Source organism: Polaromonas sp. CF318, assembly GCF_000282655.1.
In the GTDB taxonomy this organism is placed as follows: domain Bacteria; phylum Pseudomonadota; class Gammaproteobacteria; order Burkholderiales; family Burkholderiaceae_C; genus Polaromonas.
Genome location: NZ_AKIV01000021.1, coordinates 25,370 through 50,628, shown reverse-complemented (window position 1 = coordinate 50,628; position 25,259 = coordinate 25,370). Strand labels below are relative to the sequence as shown.

Here is a 25,259-nt window from a genome sequence, read left to right as displayed (position 1 = left end):
TCAGTCTCAACGAATTTCAACGGAGGACAACATGAAGAAAAACATCCAGCTTCTGGTCATCGACCCGCAAAACGACTTTTGCGACCTGCCGGCCGATTGGCTGCCCGTCGATCCGGTGACGGGGCAAGCCACATCGCCGGCCCTGCCCGTGGCAGGTGCCCACGCGGACATGCTGCGCCTGGCCGGGCTGATTCGCGAAGGCGCGTCCGGCCTTTCCGCCATCGCCGTGACGCTGGATTCCCACCACAGGTTTGACATCGCCCACCCGACCTTCTGGAAGACCGGTGCCGGTGCGGCCGTGGGGCCCTTCACGCCGATTACCGCCGCGCAGGTGCGCAAGGGCGACTATCTGCCCAAAGATGCGGCCATGCTGCCCAGGGCCCTGGCCTATATCGACGAGCTGGAGCGGCGCGGCCGCTACACCTTGATGGTCTGGCCGGTGCACTGCGAAATCGGCAGCTGGGGCCACAATGTGCACCCCGCCGTGAAAGCCGCCTACAACCTCTGGGAGGACAGCCGCCTGGCCATGGTGCAAAAAATCAACAAAGGCAGCAACCCGTGGACGGAACACTACAGCGCCATGCAGGCCGAGGTGCCGGATGAGGACGACCCGGCCACCCAGCTCAACACGGCCCTGATCGCGTCGCTGGACCAGGCCGACCTGCTGATCATCGCCGGCGAAGCCAGCAGCCACTGTGTGAAAGCAACCACCGAACACATCGTCGCCAACCTGCCGTCCGGCAAGGCGGGCAAGGTGGTGTTGCTGACCGACTGCATGAGTCCCGTCGGCGGCTTCGAAGCGCAGCACAAAGCATTCCTGGACGACATGGCCAGCCGCGGTGCCGTGCTGTCGACCAGCGTGGCCGTGCTCAGTACTCTGCAAGCAAACGCCTGACCTACAAGCAATTCAAGAAAGACAACCATGCGAACTGTTGCCGGCATGACCCTCTTCTGGCGAACGAACGAGGTGTTCAGCAACTGGAGCCGGGGCGACTTCGTCGTCGATGGCCGGACTTTCAACTGCAGTGAGCAGTACATGATGTTTGCGAAGGCCATGCTGTTCGGGGATCTCTCGACCGCCGAGCTCGTCATGGCTGAGTCCAACCCTCGCAAGCAGAAGGCGCTCGGCCGGCAGGTCAAGGGTTACGTAGACGCTATCTGGCAAGTTCAAGCGGAAGACCTGATGTTCCCTGGCCTGTTTGCCAAATTCTCGCAGGATGAAGACCGCAAGGCAGCGCTTCTGGCTACCGACGGCACCCTCTTGGTCGAGGCCGCTCCCGATGACGTCATATGGGGCATCGGCCTGGAAGAATCCGACCCCCGTTGCCTTGACCCCAAACAGTGGCTGGGTCAAAACAAGCTGGGGCGCATACTCACCCGCGTCCGGGATGCCCTCAAGGCTATGCCGCCGTGAGCGGCCCCATTGAGTACCTTGCAGGCAACCGCCTGACTGCCACCTCCTTCCTTCACAAAGCCACTTATGCAACCCATCATCCAAAGCCTGCTGGACACCGACCTCTACAAGTTCACCATGTGGCAAACCATGCTGCACAAGCATCCGCAGACCGAGGCCGAATACAGCTTTGTCTGCCGCAACCAGCCGGGTTATCCCTTGAGTGAACTGTTGGGAGAGGTCAATGCGCAGCTCGACCATCTCTGCACGCTGCGCTTCCAGCCTGGGGAATTGGCCTACCTACGGGGGCTTCGCTTTATCAAAAGCGATTTCGTGGACTTTTTGCGAATCTTTGAATTCCAGCGCGAATTCATCACCGCCACGGCCGAGGGCCCCACGCTGGTGATCAAGGCCGTGGGCCCGCAGGTGCACACCATGGCCTTCGAAATTTTTGTGCTGGCCATCGTCAACGAGTTGTACTTCCGCCGCTCCGACCAGGCCGCCGCCCTGGTGGAAGGCCGCAAGCGCCTGCAGGGCAAGATTGAGATCCTGCGGGCCTTCGAGAAAGAACCCGCGCTGCGCAACCCCTTCGAGTTCTTCGATTTCGGTGTGCGGCGCCGCTTCTCGCGCGACTGGCAGACCGAAGTGGTCACCACGCTCAAGCGCGAGATTCCGCAGTACTTCAAAGGCACCTCCAACGTGCTGCTGGCCAAGGAACTCAGCCTGGTGCCGATTGGCACCATGGCCCACGAATACCTGCAAACCTACCAGGCCTTGGGCATGACTTTGCGCGACTTCCAGCGCGCCGCGCTGGAAGACTGGGTGCAGGAATACCGCGGCGACCTCGGTGTGGCGCTGACCGATGTGGTCGGCATGGACGCCTTCCTCGCGGACTTCGACCTCTACTTCGCCAAGCTGTTTGACGGCCTGCGCCACGATTCGGGCGACCCATTTGTCTGGGGTGAGAAGGCCCTGGCCCACTACGCCAAGCTGCGTGTCGACGCGCAGAACAAGCGCCTGGTGTTTTCGGACGGGCTGGACGTGCCGACCGCGCTCAAGCTCTACCGCGCGTTTGCCGCGCGCACGCAGACAGGCTTTGGCATAGGCACCAACCTGACCAACGACGTGGGGCTGACGCCGCTGAACATCGTGATGAAGCTGACCGGCGCCAATGCCAGGCCGGTGGCCAAACTCTCGGACAGCCCGGGCAAGACGCTGTGCAACGACCAGACCTTCCTGGCCTATTTGCGCCAGGTCTTCCGTTTTCCCGTTTCAACTTAAGGGCTTGAGGATCGCATGCTCAAAATCACCGCTGCCCAGCTGAACCTCACCATCGGCGACCTCTCAGGCAATGTGGCCAAGATGGTCACGGCCGCCAGCAAGGCCTGGACCGACCAGTCCGACATCGTTGTCTTTTCCGAGATGTCGCTCACGGCCTACTATCCGGGCGACATGCTGGAAGAAGAGGGCTTTATGGAGCGCGTCGACGCGGCCCTGCAGGACCTGCTGCTGGCTTCGCGCCAGATCCCGAATCTCTACTGGGTGATAGGCCTGCCCGCGCGCCGCAAAGCGCCGGGCAAGAAGCTGCGCAACTCACTGTGCGTGATCAAGGGCGGCGAAGTGCTGCTGGAGTACGCCAAGCAGCTGCTGCCCACCTACAACATCTTCGACGAGCGCCGGCACTTCGAGCCCGGCCAGGACGTCGCGAAAGTCTTGCGCATACGCGACGCCAAGGTGGGCGTGCTGATCTGTGAGGACGGGTGGAACGACGAGGGCCTGGATTACGCGATCAACCCGTTTGACCGCATGCGCGACGCCGCGCCCGACCTGGTGATCTCCATCAACGCCAGCCCGTCCAACATCGGCAAGCGCGAGCAACGCCACCAGATCTTCGGCGCCGCCAGCAAGCGCAACCAGCTGCCCATTCTTTACGTCAACCAGGTCGGTGGCCATGACCAGCTCGTCTATGACGGCGCATCGTTTGCCGTGGAGCCGCAGGCCGGTGTGGTGTTTGAAGCCGAGCGCTTTGCCGAAGACGTGACCACCCTGCGTTTTGAGAACGGGCGCTTCCTGACGCTGGCCGGGGATGAGCCCGCCGCCGTTCCGGTGGAAGGGCTGCCGACCATGGCGTTCTATCGGCGACAGATCGTGCTCGGCCTGCGGGACTATGCGCGCCGCTGTGGTTTTACCCGCGCGGTGATCGGCTCCTCGGGCGGCATTGATTCGGCGCTGACGCTGGCGCTGGCCGCCGAAGCGCTGGGCCCGTCCAATGTGACGGCCATCACCATGCCGTCGCGCTTTTCATCGGCCGGCTCGGTCGATGACTCTGAAATCCTGTGCCGCAACCTGGGTGTGGAATTGGTGCGCCATCCAATCGCCGACATCGTCAATGAGTTTTCCGGCGGCTTTGAAGCGGCTTTCGGCCAAGCCCTGCGGGGCATCGCGCTGGAGAACCTGCAGGCGCGTGCGCGCGGCACCATCCTGATGGAGTACTCGAACAGCTTCGGTCACCTGCTGCTGACCACCGGCAACAAGTCCGAGATTTCGGTAGGCTACTGCACGCTGTACGGCGACACCAACGGTGGGCTGGGCCTGATCGGCGACCTCTACAAAACCGAGGTCTTCGCCTTGGCCGGCCACCTCAATGAAGCCGCCGGCAGGGAAATCATTCCCCAGGCCATCATTGACAAAGCGCCTTCGGCGGAGCTGGCGCCCGACCAGAAGGACGTGGACAGCCTGCCACCTTACCCCGTGCTCGACGAAGTGCTCAAACTTTTGATCGAAGGCCGGCGCCTGGCCGCGTGGGAGTACGAGAAAGCCTCGGCTTTCGTCGCGCAGCTGCGCCGCGACCCGGAGAGCCTCGCGATGATGGAACGTATCCAGGGCATGATCGCCCGCAACGAGTACAAGCGCCGGCAGGCGCCCCCCATCATCCGTTTGCGTGCGCGCGCTTTCGGCTCCGGCCGCCAGATGCCGATCGCCGCCAAATTCAATTAGGTTCCCATGACATCAAGCCCCAAAAAACACGAGGTCTCGGTTTATATCGGCCGTTTCCAGATTTTCCACAACGGGCAGCTTGCCTTGCTGCGGCGCGCACTGGACGCGGCCCCGCTGTGCATCGTCGTGCTCGGCTCGGCCTGGCAGGCGCGCACGCCCAAGAACCCTTTCACCTGGCAGGAGCGCGCGGAAATGATCCGCCTGGCGCTGCCCGAGGCGGACCGGGGCCGGATCCGCTTTCTGCCGGTGCGCGACTACTACAACCAGGACCGCTGGGTGTCCGCGGTCAAGCAGGGTGTGGCCGAGCTCGCCGGCGAAAAGGCCGGTGCATCCCCTGTGCTCGTCGGACATTTCAAGGACGCGACCAGCGAGTACCTGAAACACTTCCCGGGCTGGACACTCGATGCGGTCGAAGCGCAGGGCAGGATTGACGCCAGCGCCTTGCGTGACGCTTACTTCGGCAATGCCGGCACTTCGCTGGAGCCTGCGCTGGCCGCCCTGGTGAGCCAGGCGCCGGCCAGCACCGTTGCGTTTCTTCGCACCTGGGCGGCCTTGCCCTACTTCCAGGAGCTCGCGCAGGAATGGGAAAGCCTCAGGCAGGAAAAAGCCAAATGGGCTGGATCGCCCTATGCGCCGGTGTTTGTGACGGTGGATGCGGTCGTGAAATGCAGCGGCCGGGTGCTGCTGATCCAGCGCGGGCGCTCCCCGGGCAAGGGCTTGTTCGCCGTACCCGGCGGATTCATCGAGCCACGCGAAACTGTGTACCAGTCAACCCTGCGCGAGCTCGAAGAGGAAACCCGGATGCGCCTGCTCGAAGGCGATATGAAAAACGCCCTGAAAGCGGTCCACGTGTTCGACCATCCGGACCGCAGCCTGCGCGGCCGTGTGATCACCCACGCCCACTTCTTTGACCTGGGATCGCGCCGCTTGCCCGAAGTGCAGGCAGCGGACGATGCGGCGACAGCCGAATGGGTTCCCATTGAAGACCTGAGCGGCATGGAAGACCGCTTCCATGACGATCACTTCCACATGCTGGATTTCTTCTTTTCGTTGACGGCACGGGGTTGAGGTCGCGCGAATTTGTGACATTGAGTTAGCGTTGGTTGGAATCCTGGCGAAGCACAGGCATTGGCTTGCTCTTCTTGTGTCACGCAGCGCGCTCCGCAAAATGGTGAATTCATCCTCCATTTGTAGTAGGCATCGCGGCACCCGATTCACCTGACAAACGTCACAAACTGTTCAAGCCGGGCCACGAACCCCAAAGCCAGTATCAATCACCTTGTCAAAGCCATTAGCGAGGCGTATCTTGCAAGGCAAACAAGCACCGCAGGGAGACAACGGTGATGAAGATGCCGAGCTTTCATGCCAGGTCGATTCGTGCCCACCTGTTCTGGACCTATGCCGCGCTGGTGACGGTGCTGGTGGTGGCGCTGATGGCGCTGGCGGAGCTGGCGGCGAGCCGCATCGTGTTCGACGGTGCGCAGCGCGAGTTGGAGCAGCTGGGCCGGCGCACGCAGGAGCAGTTGCTGCGTTTCCAGGAGCCGGCGCGCGCCTGGCTGGAGGCGACCGCCAACGATCCGCATGCGGGGCTGGAGGGCGACAACGATATTTCGGTGCTGCGCATGCAGATGTCCATGCAGCAGCGCTACCCGCACATAGGCTCGCTGGTGTTCGGCTATCCGGACGGCAGCTTCCAGCAAAACATGGTGCTGCGCAGCGCGCGCGACCGGGCCTGGGCCAAGTCGCTGCCGGAGGCGCGTTATGCGCAGCAGATCATCCGGGTGGACGAGCGGCAAAAACGCGTCGAGGAGTGGGTGTTTTACGACCAGCAGATGACGGCCATCGCGAGCCAGCGGCGGCCCTGGGGCGAGCGCTACGACCCGCGCGACCGCCCGTGGTACCAGGGCGCGAGCGACCTGAACCTGGGCACCTTCCAGGCGACCGATCCTTTTATGCTGAAGGTTCCGGAGGAGTTCGGCATGGCGCTGTCGCGTCCGCTCAGCGGTCCCCGGGGCGGCGTCGCGGCGGCGATGTTCACGGTAGGCGGCTTGTCGGATTTTTTGCATGCGCGCGGCGAGGAAAGCCGGGCCGAGCTGATCCTGTTTGACGGGCAGGGCCGGGTCTGGGGATGGTCGCAGGCGGACCGGCTGCGCCGTCTGCTGGAGTCGGGCACGCCGCTCAGTCTGGCGACCTTGAGCGATCCTTTGTACGGCTCGCTGCAAAAGCTGGTGACGGACGGCTCGCCGCAGGACACGCCCATCCATTCACTGGAAGGTGCGGGGGGCCAGCGCTTCGCGGCGGTGGTGATGCCGATGGAGGGGGTGTTCAGCCACAAGGCCTATGTGGCGCTGGTGTCTGACCAGAACATGTTGCTGGCGCAGGTGCGGCGCATGCGCTGGATGCTGCTGGGGGTGGGCGCGGCCGGGCTGCTGATGCTGCTGCCCATGCTGTTCTGGATGGCGAACCGGCTGGCGACGCCTTTGAAGAACCTGGTGCGTTCGGCCAAGCACATCCGCGAGTTCGAGTTCGACAGCGACATCCCGCAGGACAGCGATATTTCGGAGGTGCGGCGCCTGCAGGAATCGCTGGCGCTGGCGCGCATCGCGCTGCAGGGGTTCTCGCGCTATGTGCCGCGGCCGCTGGTGAAACATTTCATCGCGAATCGCCTGACGCCGCAGGCCGGGGTCGAGCAGCGCGAGCTGGCGGTGCTGTGCGCCGCGCTGGACGAGCACCACGCCACGGCGGTGAGCTGGTCGCCGCATGCCGATCATTATTTGCAGATCTTCGCGGTGGAGGTGGCGCAGGGCAAGGGCATGATGGACCGCTATGAAAGCTGCACGGCGGTGGCGCTGTGGAACACGCCGCTGAATGTCTCCAACCCCGCGGGTTACGCCTGTGAGGCGGCTCTGCGCGCGGTGGATGCGATGCAGGCGCTGGCCGAAGGGCTGGACGCGCCTGTGAAGCCGCCGTGCTTCGGCCTGGATTTCGGCAGTGCGACGGTGGGCAATTTCGGCACCTGGGACCACCTGACCTTCACCGCGGTGGGCGCGCCGCTGGACAACGCGCGCGCGCTGGCGCGGCAGGCGAACGCGCTGGGGCTGAGCGTGGCGGCCAGCCGCTCTGTGGCGCTGGCGGCGGCGCGCTACTTCCGCTTCCGGCTGGCGGCCACGGTGCCGCTGGGCCCGCGCGGCGAGCTGTATGAGGTATATGAACTGCTGGAGCGGATAGTGCATGAACCTGAGGCGAAACAGGATCGGGCGGGCGCGGCGATGGCGCAGGCCTAGGCCTCATGGCGCAGGTTCACCGGGCTGAAAGAGAGGTCTCCATGAACGGCGGATCATCGATGTCGACACGCAGGCACTGGTTGGGCCGGGGTGCCGGGCTGGCCTGCGCGCTCGGGGTGGGCTGCATGGCGCGCGCCCAGGCCGGCAGGCCTTTCACCATGTCCTATGGCTGGGTGCCGTGGGCGGCGGGCAATTCGCCGGTCACGCAATACATGATCAGCAAGCGGCTGATTGAGAAGCACGCGGCTGAGTTCGGCTACGACCTGACCATGGACTACCGGACCTACCCCGCGGCCGCGCCGCAGGTGGAGGCGCTGGCCGCGGGCCAGCTCGACATGGCGATGTGGGGCAATACGCCGACGATACGCGCCATCGTGGCGCAGCATCCTTTCAGCCTGGTGTCGGTGGCGGAGGGGCGGCTGCGGTTTTTGCTGTGCACACGCAAGGATTCGCCGATTCGCAATGTGCAGGACCTCAAGGGCAAGACAGTGGGAACGCTGATGGGCGCGGACCCGTACAACGCGTTCACGCAGATCCTGCGCTACGAACTGGGCAACCCGGACCCGGCCGCCCACGGCATACGCATGGTGCACCTGCCGACCCTGCCCGAGGCGGCGCAGGTGCCGGCCGGGATGGATGCGACGCTGGCCGTCTACCCGGCCTTCCTGAAGGCGCAGGCGACCGGCACGGTGGCCATCATGAATTCCTACGGCTACACGGAGAGCCATTACGACGGGCCGGAAGGCAAGGGGGCCGGCATCCTGCTGCCCTCGGTGAAGCACTCGCCCTTCTACCCCGACGGTTACTACCTGCACCGGTCCTTCCGCATCGCGCACAACAGCCTGGTGGAAAAGCACCCCAACCTGGTGCTGGCCTTTTTGCTGGCGCAGCAGGAAGCCGTGGGCGTGCTCAGCGAGACGGACCCCAGCGTGGTGTCGCAGCTGGTCAAGTCCTATTGGGGCCTGTCGCCGGCGGAGGGCGCCAAGGTGGTGCGCGACGAGGTGGTGTTCCGCCGCGGCTGGGCCTGGTCGACAGAGGGCGACGCGCTGTCCCTGCTCGCGACTTCAAAAATGATCGCCGGCGCCAGGATCATCCCCGAGCCGCTCAACTGGGCCCAGGTTAAAAGTGTGTTCGTCAAGACCGCGCCGCTGGTCAAGCTGGCTTACGACAGGCTGGGCGCGAAACCGGCGCTCGCGGAATTCCAGAGCGCCAGGGTCGGCGACCTGCGCGGCCTGCCGTCGTGGGAAATACAGCGCTGGAAGGACAGGGCTTAGCCGGGACGCTGTTCGGCCGCCTGTTCGTTCAGGTGCCCAAAAAAAGCCCCTGCAGTAGAGGTCACTGCAGGGGCTTGAACTGCTTGACAGCAGCCTTGTCTGGGATGAGAACAAGGAACGCCGGAGCGTCGTGGTCATTGTAAAAATCGTGCCGGCGTGGGCAAGCCGACAATGTGTTTCTGCGGACATTTAGTGTTGATCAGCGGAAATTCTTGCGGACGCCCGGCGCCAGAAAGCTTGCGGGGCATACATAAATAGTTGTGTTTTCCGGCAAGCATTGCCCGCGCGTAGACAAAGTCCCCTGTACATCCCGGCGTTCTCGCAGACACTGCGGCGACGCCGACCGGCTGGTGCCGCCCATGTTCCTCTTAGTCAATCCGCACCAGGCCTCGGCGAAGCAGGGGATACCTATGAGTGCCAGAGACTCTTTTGAATTCAATACCTTGCACAAAGGAATTGGTGTTCGCGTGCTGCTCGTGGAGTTTCACGAACTCGCCGTCGAGGATTTTCACAGCCGGCTGCAAATGCTGTCCGCCTCGAGGCTGATCACGCGCATAGACGCCACGCCGCTGACGGGCGCGCCGTGGATGTTCGAGACCTTCCGGCATTGTGTGGTTTTTGTGCGCCTGCGCGAGCAGCACATGAGCGCAAACCGAAGCACGGCGATGGAAGCTTTTCTGGCGCAGCTGGCGGCGTCCCGCGCCGTCACCGTCATACCCGTCACTTGCCGGCGCGCGCTCATCGACCACTTCCGCACCCAGCTCTCCCGCGTCAGCCCGATGTACCTGGGCACTTCCTTTGTGCAGGAGGATCTCCTGCATATTCTCGGTGCCTGTGCTTTTTCCAGGCCCCAGCGGCGCAGGATCTCCAGGATGGACGCTCCCCGGGAACTGAGTCTCGCTGCGCTCTGAGGCCAGGGCGGTCGCGCCCGCGTCCACACCGCTCGCCGCCGGACGTTCCGGCGGTTTTACAAATTTACCCGCCAAGCGCAAAAAAGGCGGCTTGGCAAGCTGCTTGATACCCTGTAAAGTCAATTTTAATATTTCATTAATATATTAAATATGACTAAATTTAATCCCTTTGTTTTAGGAATATTTGCCTGATTCATTCTTGCGCCCGGGAATTTTGCCGGGCCGTCATCCGTCCGGCGCCAGGTGCGCCACGGTTTCCCGTGCCGTGCTGCACGGCTGAAGAAGTAAGCTCATCACCGAACCAACACCGCAGGCTTGCACCATGAAGCAAATCAAAGTCATTGACTCCCACACCGGCGGCGAACCGACGCGCCTTGTTATTGATGGTTTTCCCGATCTGGGCAAGGGCAGCATGGCCGAGCGCCGCGCGCTGCTGGCGCAGCGGCACGACGACTGGCGGGCCGCCGCCGTGCTGGAGCCGCGCGGCAGCGATGTGGTGGTGGGCGCGTTGCTGTGCAAGCCGGTGGACCCGGCCAGCGCCGCCGGCGTGATCTTTTTCAACAACACCGGTTACCTGGGCATGTGCGGGCACGGCACCATAGGGCTGGTGGCCTCGCTGGCCTACATGGGCTTGATCAGGCCCGGCGCGCACCGCATCGAGACACCGGTCGGCACCGTCACGGCCACGCTGCATGGCGACGGCTCGGTGAGCGTGCGCAATGTGCCCGCCTGGCGGCACTTGCACCAGGTGGCCGTCGACGTGCCGGGTTACGGCACGGTGCGCGGCGACGTGGCCTGGGGCGGCAACTGGTTTTTCCTGGCGAGCGAACACGGCCAGCGCGTGGCCAGCGACAGGCTGGAGGCCCTCACCGCGTACAGCGTGTCGCTGCGCGAAGCACTGGCGGCCCAGGGCATCACGGGCGATGGCGGTGCGGAGATAGACCATATCGAGCTCTTCGCGGACGACGACGGCGGTGCGGACAGCCGCAACTTCGTCCTGTGCCCCGGCAAGGCCTACGACCGCTCGCCTTGCGGCACCGGGACCAGCGCCAAGATCGCCTGCCTGGCCGCCGACGGCAAGCTTGCGCCCGGAGAGGTCTGGCACCAGGCGAGCATCATCGGCAGCCGCTTCGAGGCCAGTTACGCCGTGGAGGACGGCCAGGTTATCCCGACCTTGCGCGGGCGCGCCCACATGAGCGCCGAGGCAACCTTGCTGATCGAGGACGGCGACCCTTTCGCCTGGGGCATACGCCTGTGAATGCCGACGTGATCGTGATAGGTGCCGGAATCGTGGGCGCGGCCTGCGCGCATGAGCTCGCGCGCGCGGGTCTCAGCGTGCTGGTGCTCGATGCCGGCTTGGGCGGCGCCACGCAAGCCGGCATGGGCCACCTGGTGGTGATGGACGACAACCCGGCGGAGCTGACGCTCAGCCATGAATCGCTGAAGCTCTGGCATGACTGGGCGCCGCGCATGAACGCCGATTGCGCCTTCGCCGCCTGCGGCACGCTGTGGCTGGCCGCCAACGATGCTGAAATGACCGTCGCCGAAAACAAGCGGCGTTGCCTGCAGGCCCACGGCGTCGCTTGCGAACTGCTGGGCGCCGCCGCGCTGGCCGCGGCTGAGCCAGCGCTGCGCCCGGGCCTGGCCGGGGCACTCAAGGTCAGCGGTGACAGTGTGGTGTATGCGCCCAATGCCGCGCGCTGGCTGCTTGCGCAGGCGCCGCGCGCCATCACTTTGGAGCAGGCGGAGGTTGCCGCCATCGAAGGATCCCGCGTGCGCCTGGCGGACGGCAGCTGGCGCAGCGCTGGCGCCGTGCTGCTGGCCGCAGGCATAGAGGCGGGCCGTCTTTGTCCCGACCTGCCGATACGCCCCAAGAAGGGCCACCTCGCGATCACCGACCGCTACCCGGGCACGGTGCACCACCAGCTGGTCGAGCTCGGCTATATCAGCAGCGCGCACCACAGCGACGGCGCATCAGTGGCCTTCAACGTGCAGCCGCGACCGACCGGCCAGTTGCTGATAGGCTCCTCGCGCCAGTTCGACACCACGGACCCGGCGGTGGAGGCGCCCATGCTTGCACGCATGCTGGGCCGCGCGCTGGACTACCTGCCGGCGCTGGCCGGCCTCAACACCGTGCGCACCTGGACGGGATTTCGCGCCGCCACGCCGGATGGCCTGCCCATCATCGGCCGCCATCCGCGCCAGCCAGGCCTGTGGCTGGCCGTGGGCCATGAAGGCCTGGGCGTGACCACGGCCCCGGCCACGGCCCGCCTGCTGGCGGCGCAGCTCACCGGCGCGGCGCCGCCCTTCGAGGCTGCGCCCTATGGCATGCAGCGTTTTCTGGCGGCCGCATGATTGCTGCGGCGAGCCGGCCCGCAAGCTGCCGCGTATCGTCGTGATGGCTGTGCATCCGCAAGCGCCGCGACCTGGCATGTTGACGGCAAGCTCCGCAACGCCGGCCCGCGCATCACGCCTCTACGTTTCTGCCCAGCGCTACCGGGAATGCCCTAGGCCGCATGCGAATTTTCAAAAAGGCACCGAGATTGCCTTCGTGCGGACAATGTTGCGCCCAATTGTTCTTGAGCGGCCTATGCTTGGTTCATCGCTTCCAGGCGACCGCCATCGACGCCCATCGATGGCAGGACATGAACCTGCTCAGCCATTCAAGGGGACAACCATCATGATGTACTTTATCGAGCTCAGTCAGTTTCTGGCGGAGGACGAAGCGGTGCTCCAGGCACTCCGGGCGCAGATGGGGCGCGACAAAGGCAAAGCCGTGCATTGGGCTGAATGGCGGGCCGATGGCTCCAACGGCCGGTCCTGCCCCGATGTGACGCTTATCAATGCGGCGCGCCTGGACTGGAGGCAACTCAAGTTGCTGGTCGATGGATGCGGCGCCGAAACCGTTGTGCTCACGGGGCGGCGGGACTCGGTGCTTTCCTTGCCGGTGCTGCCTGATGCGGCCGCATTGAACGACCTGCTGCGCTTCATGCCCAGCCGGCCGCCGGGATCGCCGCAAAAAGACCGCAACGCCCAATACCGGCCAGGCGTGTGGGTTGACACGACGCCCATGCCCTTCATGCCGGTCAAGGCGCTCTCCTGATTCGTGTTCCGTGTGAAATCAAAAAAAGCGGAAGTGCTTGCCAGTGCTTTCCGACGTTAAGGGGATAGGGATGTCTGGCGCATACATATATCAATTGTTGACGGGCTTGGGAATCGGCGAGCGCTCTGCGCTGCAAATGCTGTCCCGTGTGAAGATGACGGCCTTCGATGCCGGCGACGTCATCTGGCCCAAGGGCGGCCAGGTAGCCGCCTGGACTTATATCGTCTCCGGCTTGGTGGGCGCCAGCGTTCCTTTGCAGGAGGGCGGCTGCATCCAGGTCAATATTTACGGCCCCCGCACCTGGTTTGGCGAAGAGCCCTTGCTCAATCGTTATCACTCGTGCCTGGACTATGTGTGCCTGGCCCCGGTCCGCGCGGTGTGCGTGCCGGCAACCGACACGCTGGCGGCATTTCAGGACGAGCCGGAATTTTCCCGCTATATCGCCCTGCTGATGGCCTGGCGCAGCCGGCAGCACTCGGAAATGATCGTGCTCATGAAGCAGGGCAGCCCGCCGCTGCGGGTGGTCATGGGCCTGGCGCTGTTCGCTGAAGCGCTGTATTACAACTCGTCGCGCCCACCCACGCACGGGTTGGAAGGCACATCCGTGGAGATTCCCGTCAAGCAGACCGTCATCGCGTCTGTCTGCGGGGTGTCGCGCAGTGTCTTCTCCGAAGCCGTGCATCACCTCGTTTCGGCCGGCTGGTTGCGCGTGAACTACGGCATGCTGGAATTGCGTTCGCTGGAAACCTGGTTGCGCTTTTCCCGCAAACACCGGCAAGCCCGCATGAATATCACCAAGCCCACGCTGGAAGAGCTCATTGTGCTGATGCAGGAGGCCGCAGTGCCTTGACGCCGTCCGGGGCGGTGTCCCGATAAATCGCCCACACATTGTCTGCGCAAAGACAATGTCCTTCGCTTCACCCCGTTCGGAAAACTATGCTCGATTCCCATGCTGTGTACTGCCAAAGTGGTACCGCATAAAAGCGCCTTATCGGCTTGCCATAGACAACACACGGCACGCTCGTAAGGTAGAAGTGCTGCGTGCTGGCACACCGGGGCGTTCGCCGCCGCGGACTTGCACGGAGCAGACGGCGCAAGGGGAGGGAGTAGCGGATGGTCATGAACACAGTGGTTTCGGTCTTGCCGCCGGGCAATTCGCGCGCCCAATCGTCGGCTGCACAGCCGGCGCCTGCTGCGGTGCAAGACAGCGGGCTCGCCTGTCTTGTGATGCTCTCCCAGTTCCACGCGGTTGCCGCGGATCCCGAAAAACTGCGGCATGAATTCAGCCGTGACGGCCAGGCCATGGATGTCGTCGACATTCTCAACGCCGCCAAAAGCCTGGGGCTGGTGGCCGCGCGCAGGCAGCCGTCGCGCGCGCGGCTGGCACTGGCGGCGCTGCCGGCCATTGCTGCTGCCAAAGACGGCGGTTTTTTTATCCTCGCGCGGGTCGACCAGGACAAGGCCCTGGTTCAGGAGCCGGGCGCATCGGGCCCGCAGGTGCTGGAACTGGCGGCGCTCTTTGAGCGCTGGTCGGGTGAGTTGATCCAGATCACCTCGCGCGCGTCGCTGGCGGGCGAAATGGCCAAGTTCGACTTCAGCTGGTTTCTCCCCGCGGTCGTCAAGTACCGCCGGCCTCTGGTCGAGGTGTTGCTGGTGTCCTTCGTACTCCAGTTCTTCATGCTGGTCACGCCGCTGTTCTTCCAGGTGGTGATGGACAAGGTGCTGGTGCACAACGGCCTCACCACGCTGCACGTCGTCTGCATAGGCCTGCTGGTCATCTCGGTGTTCGACGTGGTACTCACCGGCCTGCGCAGCTACGTCTTTGCCCACACCTCCAGCCGCATCGACGTGGAACTGGGCGCGCGGCTGTTTCGCCATCTGCTCGGCCTTCCCATGGCCTACTTCACGGCCAGGCGCGTGGGCGATTCGGTGGCCCGCATCCGCGAGCTGGAGACCATACGTTCTTTTCTGACCGGCAATGCCATCACCGTGGTGCTCGACCTGTTGTTCTCCGTGGTCTTTCTCGCGGTGATGCTTTATTACAGTGTCTGGCTGACGCTGGTCGTGGTGGTGTCGCTGCCCTGCTATGCGCTGCTCTCGGTGCTGTTCACGCCTGTCCTGCGCGCTCGGCTCAACGAAAAATTCAACCGCGGCGCCGAAAACCAGGCTTTCCTGGTCGAAACCATAGGCGGCATAGACACCGTCAAGTCCATGGCGGTCCAGCCGCAATGGGCGCAGAAATGGGACAACCAGCTTGCCGCCTACGTCGCAGCCGGCTTTCGCACCACCACCATAGGCACCCTGGCCAACAACGGCGTTTCGCTGGTCAGCAAGCTGGTCACCGTGGCCACCATCTGGCTGGGCGCACAACTGGTGGTGGAGGGAAAATTGTCCGTGGGGCAACTGATCGCCTTCAACATGCTCGCCGGCTACGTCGCGGCCCCCGTGATCAGACTGGCGCAGCTGTGGACGGAGTTCCAGCAGGTCGGCATTTCCATGCAGCGCCTGGGCGACATCCTGAACACCCGGCCCGAGATCGCCGGCAACAAGAGCGCCATGCCCCGGATCGAGGGCCATATCGAGTTCGACGCCGTGAGCTTTCGCTACCGGCCCGACGCGCCGCAGGTCTTGCGCGGCATCAGTTTTGATGTCGCCGCGGGTGAGGTCGTCGGCATCGTGGGCCGGTCCGGCTCCGGCAAGAGCACGCTGACCAAGCTGGTGCAGCGCATGTACATCCCCGACCAGGGACGCGTGCTGATAGACGGCGTCGATCTCGCCACCACCGACGCTACCACGGTGCGGCGCCAGCTCGGCGTGGTGTTGCAGGAGAACATGCTGTTCAACCGCAGCATTCGCGACAACATCGCGCTGGTCAACACCGGAATGTCGCTTGAGGCGGTCATCGCCGCCGCCAAGCTGGCCGGCGCCCATGAATTCATCATCGAACTTCCCGAGGCCTATGACACCCTGGTGGGCGAGCACGGCGCCACCCTGTCAGGCGGTCAGCGCCAGCGCATCGCTATCGCGCGCGCGTTGATTGGCAATCCCCGGATCCTGATATTCGATGAGGCCACCAGCGCGCTGGACTACGAATCCGAACGTATTCTCAAGGACAACATGAAGTCCATCTGTGCCGGGCGCACGGTTCTCATCATCGCGCACCGGCTCTCCACCGTCCGGGATGCGAACCGCATCGTGGTTGTCGACAAGGGCCAGATTGTCGAGCAAGGCACGCACGAGGAACTGCTGGGCCTGCCGGGTGGGCAGTACGCGCACCTGCATGCGATGCAGGGGGCATGACGATGGACCGCTTTAAACAACGCCTGGGCGCGATGCGCGAATTGCTGGAGCGCTACAAGGCCGTCTTCGCCCTGGCCTGGCAAGGCCGCCGGGACACCGACACGCGCGGTTACAAGGCCGCCGAGGCGCAGTTCTTGCCCGCCGTGCTCGCGGTGCAGGAGACGCCTGTGCCTGCCGCGCCGCGCATCTTTATGTGGTTGCTCATCGCGTTTGCGCTCATCGCCGCCACCTGGAGCGTGTTCGGGAAAATCGATATCGTCGCGGTTGCCAGCGGAAAAATCGTCCCCAGCGGGTATACCAAGGTGGTGCAACCGCTCAGTGCGGCGGTGGTCAAGGCCATCCATGTGAAAGACGGGCAAGCCGTCAAGGCTGGCGATCTTCTGGTGGAACTCGACGCCACCACCGAGGCCGCCGACATTGAGCGCTCGCGCGCCGAACTCGAAGCCGCCCTGTTGCAGGTGGCGCGCGCGGGTGCGCTTCTGGATGCGATGACCCGCGGAAAGGCCCCGGTCCTGCCGCAGCTGTCCCAGGCCTCGGCCGAGCAGCACCGCGAAGCGGCGCGCATGCTCGACGGGCAATATGGCGAATACCTCGCCAAGCTCACGCGCAGCGAAGCGGAAATCACCACCCGCCAGGCCGAGTTGCGCGCCAGCCGGGAGCAGGTGGCCAAATTGCAGGCTACTTTACCCATGATGCGGCAGCGTGCCTCTGACCTGGACAAACTGGCCGGGGACGGCTATGTGGCTCAGCATACTTTTCTTGAGCGCCAGCAGGCCTATCTCGAGCAGTCGGGCGAATTGGCGGTACAGAGCGAGCGCGTGCGGCAACTGCAGGCCGCGGTCGCGGAGAGCCGCCACCAGAGCGAAGCCTTCAAGGCCGAGATTCGCCGCGCAACCCTCGACAGCCTCAAGGAGGGCCAGCAGCGCGCCGCCGCGCTGGAGCAGGAACTGAGCAAAGCCCAGGGGCGCGGCAGCCTGACCCGGATGCTCGCGCCGGTCACCGGAACTGTGCAGCAACTGGCGCTGCATACCGTGGGTGGCGTCGTCACGCCCGCACAACAGCTGATGGTCATCGTGCCCGGGGAGCACCCGCTCGAAGTGGAAGCCATGCTGGAAAACAAGGACATCGGTTTTGTGCGCGCGGGCCAGGAAGTCGCCGTCAAGCTCGAAACCTTTCCCTACACCACTTACGGCGCCATACCTGGTGTGGTGCTTGACGTTTCCCGCGATGCCATCGCCGACGAGAAGCGCGGCCTGCTCTATGCCGTGCGCGTGCAGCTGTCGCGCACCAGCATCGCCGTCGACGGCGCCGATGTGCCGCTGGGCTTTGGCATGGTGGCCCATGTCGAGATCAAGACCGGGCAGCGCCGGGTGATCTCTTTCTTCCTCAGCCCGCTGGTGCAGGCCGCGCAAGAAGGTTTGCGGGAGCGTTAAGCGCGCTCGCGCCTGACGTTGAAGCCGGTTCGCCAGACCCTGTCCATCTGTCGGGCAATCCACCGGCCGGTAGCCCTCCAACGGACAAGACGGGAAATTTTTGTGCCCGGTCCCCGCGTGCCTGGCGGAACCATGCCTTCCATCAGCAAGCTTCTATTTCAAATGAAAAGTGGAAACCGACAAACATTGTCCGCAGAAAGACCATCTCTAAAAACCACGTAACAGATATCGATAAGCTGAAACCAGCTTATTCCTTCGCTCTCCGGCGGTCTCCAACTTAGAAGATTTTTCATGGCCCAGCTCTTGCACTCCTGTCTTGTAACCGCGTACGGAAACAAAGAGATTCCGGCCTATGAGGCCAGGCGATCCGAGGCCTGCAAATCACGTTTATCCATCCCTAAACGCCCCAAAGCCGCACCAACAAAAACCGAACCGGGGAGGGGCGAGGCCTTGAACGCCGCCCGTCTGCATGGCCCTACCGAACAAGCGTTCCATCCCGCGTGCCCTGCGGGCCGTTGACCCACCGCAGCGCGTTTCCATGAAAGCATTGATCGTTCTTGCGCTGCTGCTTCCGGGCTGCAACGGCACCGTCCAGGCGTACGGCGAAAGCGGCGCTCCGGTGTCCACCTCGGCCGGGCTTCCTGGTGTGCAGCTTGCACTGACGGTGCAATGCACCACCTGCGGTGCGCTCTATGCGCAGACCGATAAGGTCGGTTCCGGCCCGCAGACCACCGCAAGCCTGGGCCTGCGCCAATTGCTGCAGCTGGCCGTCGATACCCATCCCACTGTCGCCAGCGCACGCTTCGACCAGCAATCCGCGCAAAGCATGATCGAAGCCGCGCGCATGCAGTTCTGGCCCGCTCCAGGGGTGCAGACCGATTCCCTGTCCGGGCGCAGCGCTACGACATTCCGCCTGACCCAACCCCTGTGGACTGGCGGCAGGCTCACCGCCGACCTGCGGCTTTCCGAACTGCGCGAGCTGCGCGCCCGCGAGGCCATTTCGGACACGCAGATCACGCTGGCCACACGCGTGGCCAACACTGTCCAGTCCTATCTGTTGAACGCCGGCCGCCGTATCGCACAAGAACGTAACGTCGCGACACTCAATGAACTGCTGCGCATGATAGAGCGGCGCAACCAGGCCGAAGTCTCCGCCGCAGCCGACGTCAATATGGTACGTACGCGGCTGGCTCAGGCCCAGGCCGACCTTGAATCCTTTCGCGCCCTCGAGCGTTCCGCCCTGGCGCAATTGAGCAGCGCGATAGGCCGGCCGCTGCAGCCTGGCGAGATCGAACTGCCGGCCGCCCCGCCGCGCCCTCCCATGCTCGCGCGCCTGCTGGAGCGTGCACTGCAAGACAACCCCCACCTGCGCCTGGCTGAAATCGACACGCGCCTGGCTGCCATCGAGATAGACCGCACGCGTGCCGCGATGTGGCCCACGGTTTCCCTGCGGCTGGAGCGCCAGGTCGGCGAGTACCTGGGCTCCGCCGCGGCCGGCAACCGTGTCTTCGTGTCGGTGCAGTATGCGCCTGGTTCGGGCTTGTCCCTGGGCTCCCAGATCGAGGCCGCAGAGCGGCACCTGTCGGCGGTTCAAGGCACCGCCGAGGCCGGCCGGCGCGACATCAGCGAGCGTGTGGAAGCCGAGTGGCGCGACCTGGAATCCAACCAGCGCCGCCTGCCCGAGCTGCAGCGCAGCCGCGAAGGCGCAACCGAAGTCCTCGCCTCCAACCGGCGTCTCTTTGTCAGTGGCCGCCGCAGCTGGATAGATCTGCTCAATTCCGTGCGTGAGATCGCTCAGTCTGAGCAGGCCGAAGTCGAGGCCCGCTCCGTCAGCGTGGGCGCCTATTACCGCCTGGGCCTCCTGCTCGGCATACCCATGTGGTCCCCAGAAAGCGAACTCCCATGAGCACTCCATCGCCCAATACGACATCGCATGCCACGCGCAGCGTGCTGTGGCTGGCCCGCCGCCTGCCCGACATCGTCAAGGACTTGCGGCCCATGAAATCGCACATGGTGGCAGAGCTCCAAACCCGCCTGGCCGCCGCGCAGGAGCAAGGCCTCACCCGCGACAGGCTGCAAGCCTGTGCGGATTATGCTTTTGCATCCATGGGTGCGCGCTCCCAAACCTGGACGGAAGGCCGGGCGGCCGCCAGGCTGCCCGCTGTCGCCGTCCACCCCGACGTCGGCGTGTTCATTCTTCACCAGCACACGCCCGCCGGCGGTTGGCTACTTGAGGACGAATCGGGCCATCGCCACGTCACTGTGCTGCCTGAAGACGCGCTTTACACCGAAATTCAGGCAAGCCACGCCACGGGCGATAGCCTGTACCGCACCGCGGGCGAACTGTTTCGCGGCGCGCTGCGCGACAACCGGCGGTATTTCATCCACGCGGCCATCGCCTCCGTCGTCATCAATCTTTTCGGCTTGCTGACCTCGCTGTACAGCATGCAGGTTTACGACCGTGTGATTCCCACGCAAGGACTGTCCACGCTGTATGCGCTTACGGCCGGTATTGCCATAGGCATTCTGCTGGAGTTGATCGCCAAATTCGCGCGCGCCACCATCACGGAGCATTCCATCCGTTCCATGGACGCCAATCTTTCGCACAGCATTTTCGAACGGTTGCTGCGTGTGCGCATGGACCAATTTCCCGCCAGCGTCGGGACGTTGTCCGCCCAGCTGCGCAGCTACGAGATGATCAGGTCCTTCGCGTCCTCGGTCACCCTCTACCTGCTGGTCGATACGCCCTTCGCCATTCTTTTCCTGGTTGTGATTTACCTGCTGGGCGGTCCCCTGGTTGCCGCAGTGCCGGTGGTGTTTTTCATCGTGGCGCTGGCTGTGGGGTTTCTCTTTCGCCGCGGCATGGAGCGCCATGCGCTCTCAGGCCAGGCCGCTTCCAACCGTAAGCTCGGCCTGCTGGTCGAAGCGGTCGAAGGCGCGGAATCCATCAAGGCCAGCGGCGCCGGCTGGCAGTTCCTGGCGCGCTGGAACGGCCTGACCCGCATCAACATCGACGAAGACATGCGGCTGCGCCATCTGGGCGATTCGGCCAGCTACTACGCCGGATTTTTGCAGCAGATCAGCTATGTGCTGCTGGTCGCCACCGGCGCTTATGTGGCCTCCACGTCGACTTCTCTGACTTCCGGCGGCATCATTGCCTGCTCCATCATCTCCGGCCGCGTGCTCACGCCGGCCGGGATGCTGCCCGGTTTGATGGTGCAGTGGGCCAATGCCAAGTCGGCCATGCGCAGCCTCTCGCACATCTTCAGCCTGGAGCAGGACAACCACGCCGTCGAACGTCCCCTGGCCATAGACCGCCTGCGTGGTGAAGTGGCCGTGCAAAACCTTGAATTCGGCTACCGCGGCCACGCCACCGTGCTGCAACTGGAAAACCTGCACATCAAGCCTGGCGAAAAGGTCGGCCTGCTCGGGCCTGTCGGTAGCGGAAAAAGCACCCTGCTCAAGCTGATGTCCGGCATGTACATGCCCTCCAAGGGCCGAGTCTCGCTCGACGGCATCGACCTGCAGCACATCTCCCGGCCCCACCTCAGCGACCGCCTGGGCTATCTTCCGCAGGACGTGCGCCTGTTCGCCGGAACCTTGCGCGACAACCTCACCACCGGGGTTCTCGGCAAGACCGAGCAGCATCTGCTCGCCGCCTGCGAACTCACGGGCCTGCGGCAGGTGATTGCCTCGCATCCCAAAGGCTTCGACATGCCAATTGCCGAAGGCGGCACAGGCGTCTCGGGCGGGCAAAAGCAGCTGATTGCCCTGACGCGCATGGTGCTGGCTGCTCCCGACGTCTGGTTGCTTGATGAGCCCACTGCCTCCATGGACGAAACCCTGGAGGCGCGCACCATCGCGGCCTTGCGCGCCAGTGTGCAGATCGACGAGACGCTCGTCATCGTGACCCACAAACCCGCTTTGCTGCAAATGGTGGACAGGCTGGTCATCCTGTCGCCCACCGGCGTCGTCATGGACGGTCCCAAGGCGCTGGTGCTGCAGCAGCTTGCCGCCCGTTCCCGTCCCCCGGCCGCCGCCGGCCATCCCGGCGCGCCACAGGAGGCTGCCGCATGAAATCCCCATACCCCACATCACCGGCTTTGCGGTCGGCACAACGCCTCATCGCCTTGCTTATTCTCATCATCGGCTGCTTTGTCGCATGGAGCTTGTGGTTCGACGTCGAGCAGATCGCGCGCAGCACCGGCCAGGTGATCGCCAGCTCGCGCACCCAGCTCGTGCAGGCCGCCAACGACGGCGTGATCGAGAAATTTCTGGTGCGCGAAGGCGGCCGCGTCAAGAAGGGCGACGTACTCGTCATGCTCGAGCGCGAACAAGGGCTGGCCTCGCTCAGCGACAGCCGTGCCAAGGTCGCTGCGCTCAAGGCCGCGCTGGTACGCCTGCACGCCGAAGTCCTGGGGCGGCCCTTGGTGTTTCCTCCGGAGGTTCAGCAGTTCCCGTCCTTCGTCAGCAACCAGACCGAGCTTTTCCAGCGCCGCCAGCGTGCCGTCAACCAGGAAGCCGCCGCGCTGCAGTCCATGCTGGCCTCCACGCGCGACGAACTCTCCATCAGCGAGCCCTTGCTCAAGAGTGGCGACATCTCCCGCGTTGAAATCATCCGTCTGCAAAAACAGGTCGCCGAGCTCGAAGGCCAGATCACCAACCGGCGCAACAAGTACTTCCAGGATGCCCAGGCCGAAATGACCAAGGCCGAGGAAGACCTGGCCACCCAGGAACAGGTGCTCGCCGACCGCGCTACCACCTATGAGCGCACCGAGATCCGCGCGCCCGCGGACGCCACCGTGCGCAACATCCGCTTCACCACCCTCGGCTCACGGGTCAAGGCCGGCGACGTCGTCATGGAACTCACCCCCAGCGGGAGCGACCTCGTGGTGGAGGGCAAGTTCAAGCCCGCCGACATCGCCAGCATCCATGTGGGCCAGCCAGCCGCCGTCAAGCTTGATGCCTACGACTACGCCATCTACGGCGTCTTGTCGGGCACCGTGAAATACGTCAGCGCCGACGCCCTTACCGAGGAAACGCGCACCGGCGAAAACATCTACTACCGCGTGCAGGTGCAGCTCGACCCGGCGCAGCGGCACCACGTGAGCGGGCACAAGCCCATCGAAATCCAGCCTGGCATGACCGCCAGCATCGATATCCGCGGCACCAGCCACTCGATTTTCCGCTACCTCACCAAGCCCATCACCAAGACTTTTTCCGAAGCCTTTTCCGAACGTTGATCGTTTGATTTTCTTTTCTTTCCTTTTCTTTTTTAACCAGGAGACCTGCCATGAACCAGCCCCATCAAGCCGACAAGCAAACCGTTGCCACCGCAAATCCGGTGCACGCGGAAAACCTGCCCGTCACGGTCGCCGCCGCGCACACCGTCCCGCCGCAGGTGTTTGTCCAGCAGGCCACTTCCGCCGAAAAAGCCGTCCAGTCAGCAAAACCTGCGACGGCCGGCAAGGCGCCAGCGCCCAACGCCGCCGCTGCCATCCAGATGGAACAGGAAGCCGCCGCCAGCCAGGCCCGTCAATCTGCCGACAAGCTCCTGCGCAAAAAACGCCTCGGTGAATCTGAAGGCGACCAGAATGCCGAATCGTCCGTCGACAGTTCGTACGACGTGGTCGCCGCCAACACCACCGAAGCCGCCGCGCCCGCGGAAGAAGCCACGGCGGCCAGTGCTTCCGGCGCAGCTGGTTCTGGCGGCGCGGCATGGCTTCCCATTGCTGGCGGTGGGCTGGGCCTGGCGGCGATCGCCGGCGGCGGCGGGGGTACCGCTGCCGTGACTGCCGCCGCCGCGACAGTGAGCACCTTTGCCGTGAGTATTTCCGCTTTCGCCGGCCCGGTCACCGCGGCGCTTAATTACCGGATTTACGACGCCCAGGGCAAGGTTATCGCCTCGGGCGTGACCGATGCCATTTACGGCGGCTCCATCGCCACCAACACGCTGCTGCGCGAGGTCAACAACAGCGACGGCGGCACAAACCAGCAGGTGGTGTTCAGCGACATCGGCACGGCGCACCCCACGTGGACCAACGTCACATCGTTTAGTGGCGGCGACAACGCGTTGGAAGCCGCCAGCGTCATCACGGGGACGGCGGAGGCCAACGCGAGCGTGGCGCTCACGCTGGGCGCGGGCAATGTGCACACGGTGACGGCGAACGGCTCGGGCGTCTGGAGCTACAGTCTGGTGGGTGCGGACATCACGGCCATGGGCCAGGGGGCGGAGACCCTGTCGGCCACGCAGACCGACCTGGCCGGCAATTTGAGCGTTGCGGGCACGCGGGCCATCACGGTCAATGCCAGCGGGGCGACGGTGGCTGGCGTGGCGCTGAGTTCTGCGGGAGTGCAGAACAACACACTGAACGCGAATGACATCGTGACGGCCACGGTCACCTTCAGCGAGGCAGTCACGGTGACGGGCACGCCACAGCTGGCGCTGAACATAAGCGGCAGCACGGTGCAGGCCAACTACGTGAGCGGCAGCGGTGGAACCGAGCTGACCTTCACCTACACCATACTGGCGGGGCAGACGGATGCCAACGGCATTGCCGTGGCGGCCAACAGCCTGGCGCTCAACAGCGGCACCATCAAAGACAGCGCCAGCAATGACGCCGTCCTGACGCACACCGCCCTTGCGGACAGCGCCAGCTTCAAGGTGGATACCACGGCCCCTGCGGCACCCACCATGGCGGTGGTCGCCACGGACGATTACGTCAGCGGCAGCGGCAGCACGGCGCTGACCTTTACCTACACCATCCTGGCGGGGGAGACGGACGGCAACGGCCTTGGGGTGGTGGCCAACGGCCTGACGCTCAACGGCGGCGCCATCAAGGACAGCGCCAGCAAGGACGTCGTCCTGACCCACGCCGCCATTGCAAGCGACCTCAACTACATCGTTGACACCACGGCGCCTGCGGCGCCGGTGATCGACATCGTGGCGAGCAACGACGTCATCGACAGCACGGAAGTCTTCAGCAGCATCACCGGCACCAACGAAACCGGCGCCACGGTGACGCTGAGCTTCGGCGGCGCTGCGCACGCGGCCACGGTCACGGGAACGACCTGGAGCTACAGCCCGACGATTGCCGACATCGCGGCCATGCACCAGGGGGCGGAGACCCTCTCGGCCACACAAACCGACCTGGCCGGCAATACGAGCGTCGCGGGCACGCGCAACATCACGGTCAGTACAGGCGGCATCATCAGCATGACGGCCGCGGGCAACCAGACGCTGAACCTGAGTCTGCAAGACGTACTGGACTTCACCAGCGTCACCAGCGGCAACACGGTGGCCGACACCATACGCATCACGGGCAATGCGGGCGACATCATGAACCTGAACGCCATGACTGAAGCGCTGACGACGCCAGCGAACGGCAGCAGCCTGACGGACGTGGACGGTACCACCCTCAACGTGGTGACTTCCAGCGCGGGCAATGCCTCGACCAATGACGTGGTCATTAGCGGCACGACCTATGACGTGTACCAGTACATGCACAGCGGGCATACGGTCACCCTGCTGGTCAATACCGCTGTGACGGCCAATGTGATCTGA

18 protein-coding genes are annotated in these 25,259 nt (G+C 64.3%); all 18 read left to right on the top strand.

Annotated elements, in window-relative coordinates:
* Positions 1-31 precede the first annotated feature (31 nt).
* The 18 genes from PMI15_RS03355 (at position 32) to PMI15_RS23925 (ending at position 25,259) form a co-directional block, all read left to right on the top strand.
* Entirely contained in the window at positions 32-895 is an 864-nt protein-coding gene (locus PMI15_RS03355; protein WP_007863674.1) for a hypothetical protein, read from the top strand.
* A 27-nt stretch (positions 896-922) separates the two neighbouring features.
* Positions 923-1,414, top strand: a complete 492-nt coding sequence (locus PMI15_RS03350) for an NADAR family protein (protein ID WP_007863672.1) — start codon at positions 923-925, stop codon at positions 1,412-1,414.
* A gap of 66 nt (positions 1,415-1,480) precedes the next feature.
* Positions 1,481-2,674: a nicotinate phosphoribosyltransferase gene (gene pncB, locus PMI15_RS03345; RefSeq protein WP_007863670.1), complete on the top strand. Its 1,194-nt coding sequence runs from the start codon at positions 1,481-1,483 to the stop codon at positions 2,672-2,674.
* A 15-nt stretch (positions 2,675-2,689) separates the two neighbouring features.
* Positions 2,690-4,390, top strand: a complete 1,701-nt coding sequence (locus tag PMI15_RS03340) for an NAD+ synthase (protein WP_007863668.1) — start codon at positions 2,690-2,692, stop codon at positions 4,388-4,390.
* A 6-nt stretch (positions 4,391-4,396) separates the two neighbouring features.
* Positions 4,397-5,458, top strand: coding sequence for a bifunctional nicotinamide-nucleotide adenylyltransferase/Nudix hydroxylase (locus PMI15_RS03335; RefSeq protein WP_007863666.1), 1,062 nt, complete (start codon positions 4,397-4,399; stop codon positions 5,456-5,458).
* Between the two features lie 272 nt (positions 5,459-5,730).
* A complete protein-coding gene (locus PMI15_RS03330) occupies positions 5,731-7,674 on the top strand; it encodes a HAMP domain-containing protein (RefSeq protein ID WP_157214524.1) in 1,944 nt (647 codons plus the stop codon).
* Positions 7,675-7,715: 41 nt separating this feature from the next.
* Complete coding sequence (locus tag PMI15_RS03325) at positions 7,716-8,948, top strand: ABC transporter substrate-binding protein (RefSeq protein ID WP_007863662.1); 1,233 nt, start codon at positions 7,716-7,718, stop codon at positions 8,946-8,948.
* A 359-nt stretch (positions 8,949-9,307) separates the two neighbouring features.
* Positions 9,308-9,859, top strand: a complete 552-nt coding sequence (locus PMI15_RS03320) for a hypothetical protein (RefSeq protein ID WP_036837321.1) — start codon at positions 9,308-9,310, stop codon at positions 9,857-9,859.
* Positions 9,860-10,181: 322 nt separating this feature from the next.
* Positions 10,182-11,117 (top strand): 4-hydroxyproline epimerase, encoded by a 936-nt coding sequence (locus PMI15_RS03315; protein ID WP_007863660.1) that lies wholly within the window; start codon positions 10,182-10,184, stop codon positions 11,115-11,117.
* On the top strand, positions 11,114-12,214 hold the full coding sequence (locus PMI15_RS03310; RefSeq protein WP_007863653.1) for an FAD-binding oxidoreductase: 1,101 nt from the start codon (positions 11,114-11,116) through the stop codon (positions 12,212-12,214). Before PMI15_RS03315 ends, PMI15_RS03310 begins: the two co-directional genes overlap by 4 nt.
* Positions 12,183-12,962, top strand: coding sequence for a hypothetical protein (locus PMI15_RS25255; RefSeq protein WP_157214523.1), 780 nt, complete (start codon positions 12,183-12,185; stop codon positions 12,960-12,962). Before PMI15_RS03310 ends, PMI15_RS25255 begins: the two co-directional genes overlap by 32 nt.
* A gap of 136 nt (positions 12,963-13,098) precedes the next feature.
* A complete protein-coding gene (locus PMI15_RS03300) occupies positions 13,099-13,812 on the top strand; it encodes a Crp/Fnr family transcriptional regulator (RefSeq protein WP_157214522.1) in 714 nt (237 codons plus the stop codon).
* Between the two features lie 263 nt (positions 13,813-14,075).
* The gene (locus tag PMI15_RS03295; RefSeq protein ID WP_007863629.1) at positions 14,076-16,262 is read left to right on the top strand and encodes a type I secretion system permease/ATPase; all 2,187 of its coding nucleotides are present in this window, start codon (positions 14,076-14,078) and stop codon (positions 16,260-16,262) included.
* A gap of 2 nt (positions 16,263-16,264) precedes the next feature.
* Positions 16,265-17,695: an HlyD family type I secretion periplasmic adaptor subunit gene (locus tag PMI15_RS03290; protein WP_157214520.1), complete on the top strand. Its 1,431-nt coding sequence runs from the start codon at positions 16,265-16,267 to the stop codon at positions 17,693-17,695.
* A 538-nt stretch (positions 17,696-18,233) separates the two neighbouring features.
* The gene (locus PMI15_RS03285) at positions 18,234-19,601 is read left to right on the top strand and encodes a TolC family protein (protein WP_007863626.1); all 1,368 of its coding nucleotides are present in this window, start codon (positions 18,234-18,236) and stop codon (positions 19,599-19,601) included.
* Positions 19,598-21,772, top strand: a complete 2,175-nt coding sequence (locus PMI15_RS03280) for an ATP-binding cassette domain-containing protein (RefSeq protein ID WP_007863625.1) — start codon at positions 19,598-19,600, stop codon at positions 21,770-21,772. The genes PMI15_RS03285 and PMI15_RS03280 overlap by 4 nt, the downstream gene beginning before the upstream one ends.
* Complete coding sequence (locus PMI15_RS03275; RefSeq protein ID WP_007863624.1) at positions 21,769-22,938, top strand: HlyD family efflux transporter periplasmic adaptor subunit; 1,170 nt, start codon at positions 21,769-21,771, stop codon at positions 22,936-22,938. Before PMI15_RS03280 ends, PMI15_RS03275 begins: the two co-directional genes overlap by 4 nt.
* A gap of 50 nt (positions 22,939-22,988) precedes the next feature.
* Positions 22,989-25,259 carry a hypothetical protein gene (locus PMI15_RS23925; protein WP_007863623.1) on the top strand — a complete coding sequence of 757 codons (2,271 nt, stop codon included), beginning with the start codon at positions 22,989-22,991 and terminating at the stop codon, positions 25,257-25,259.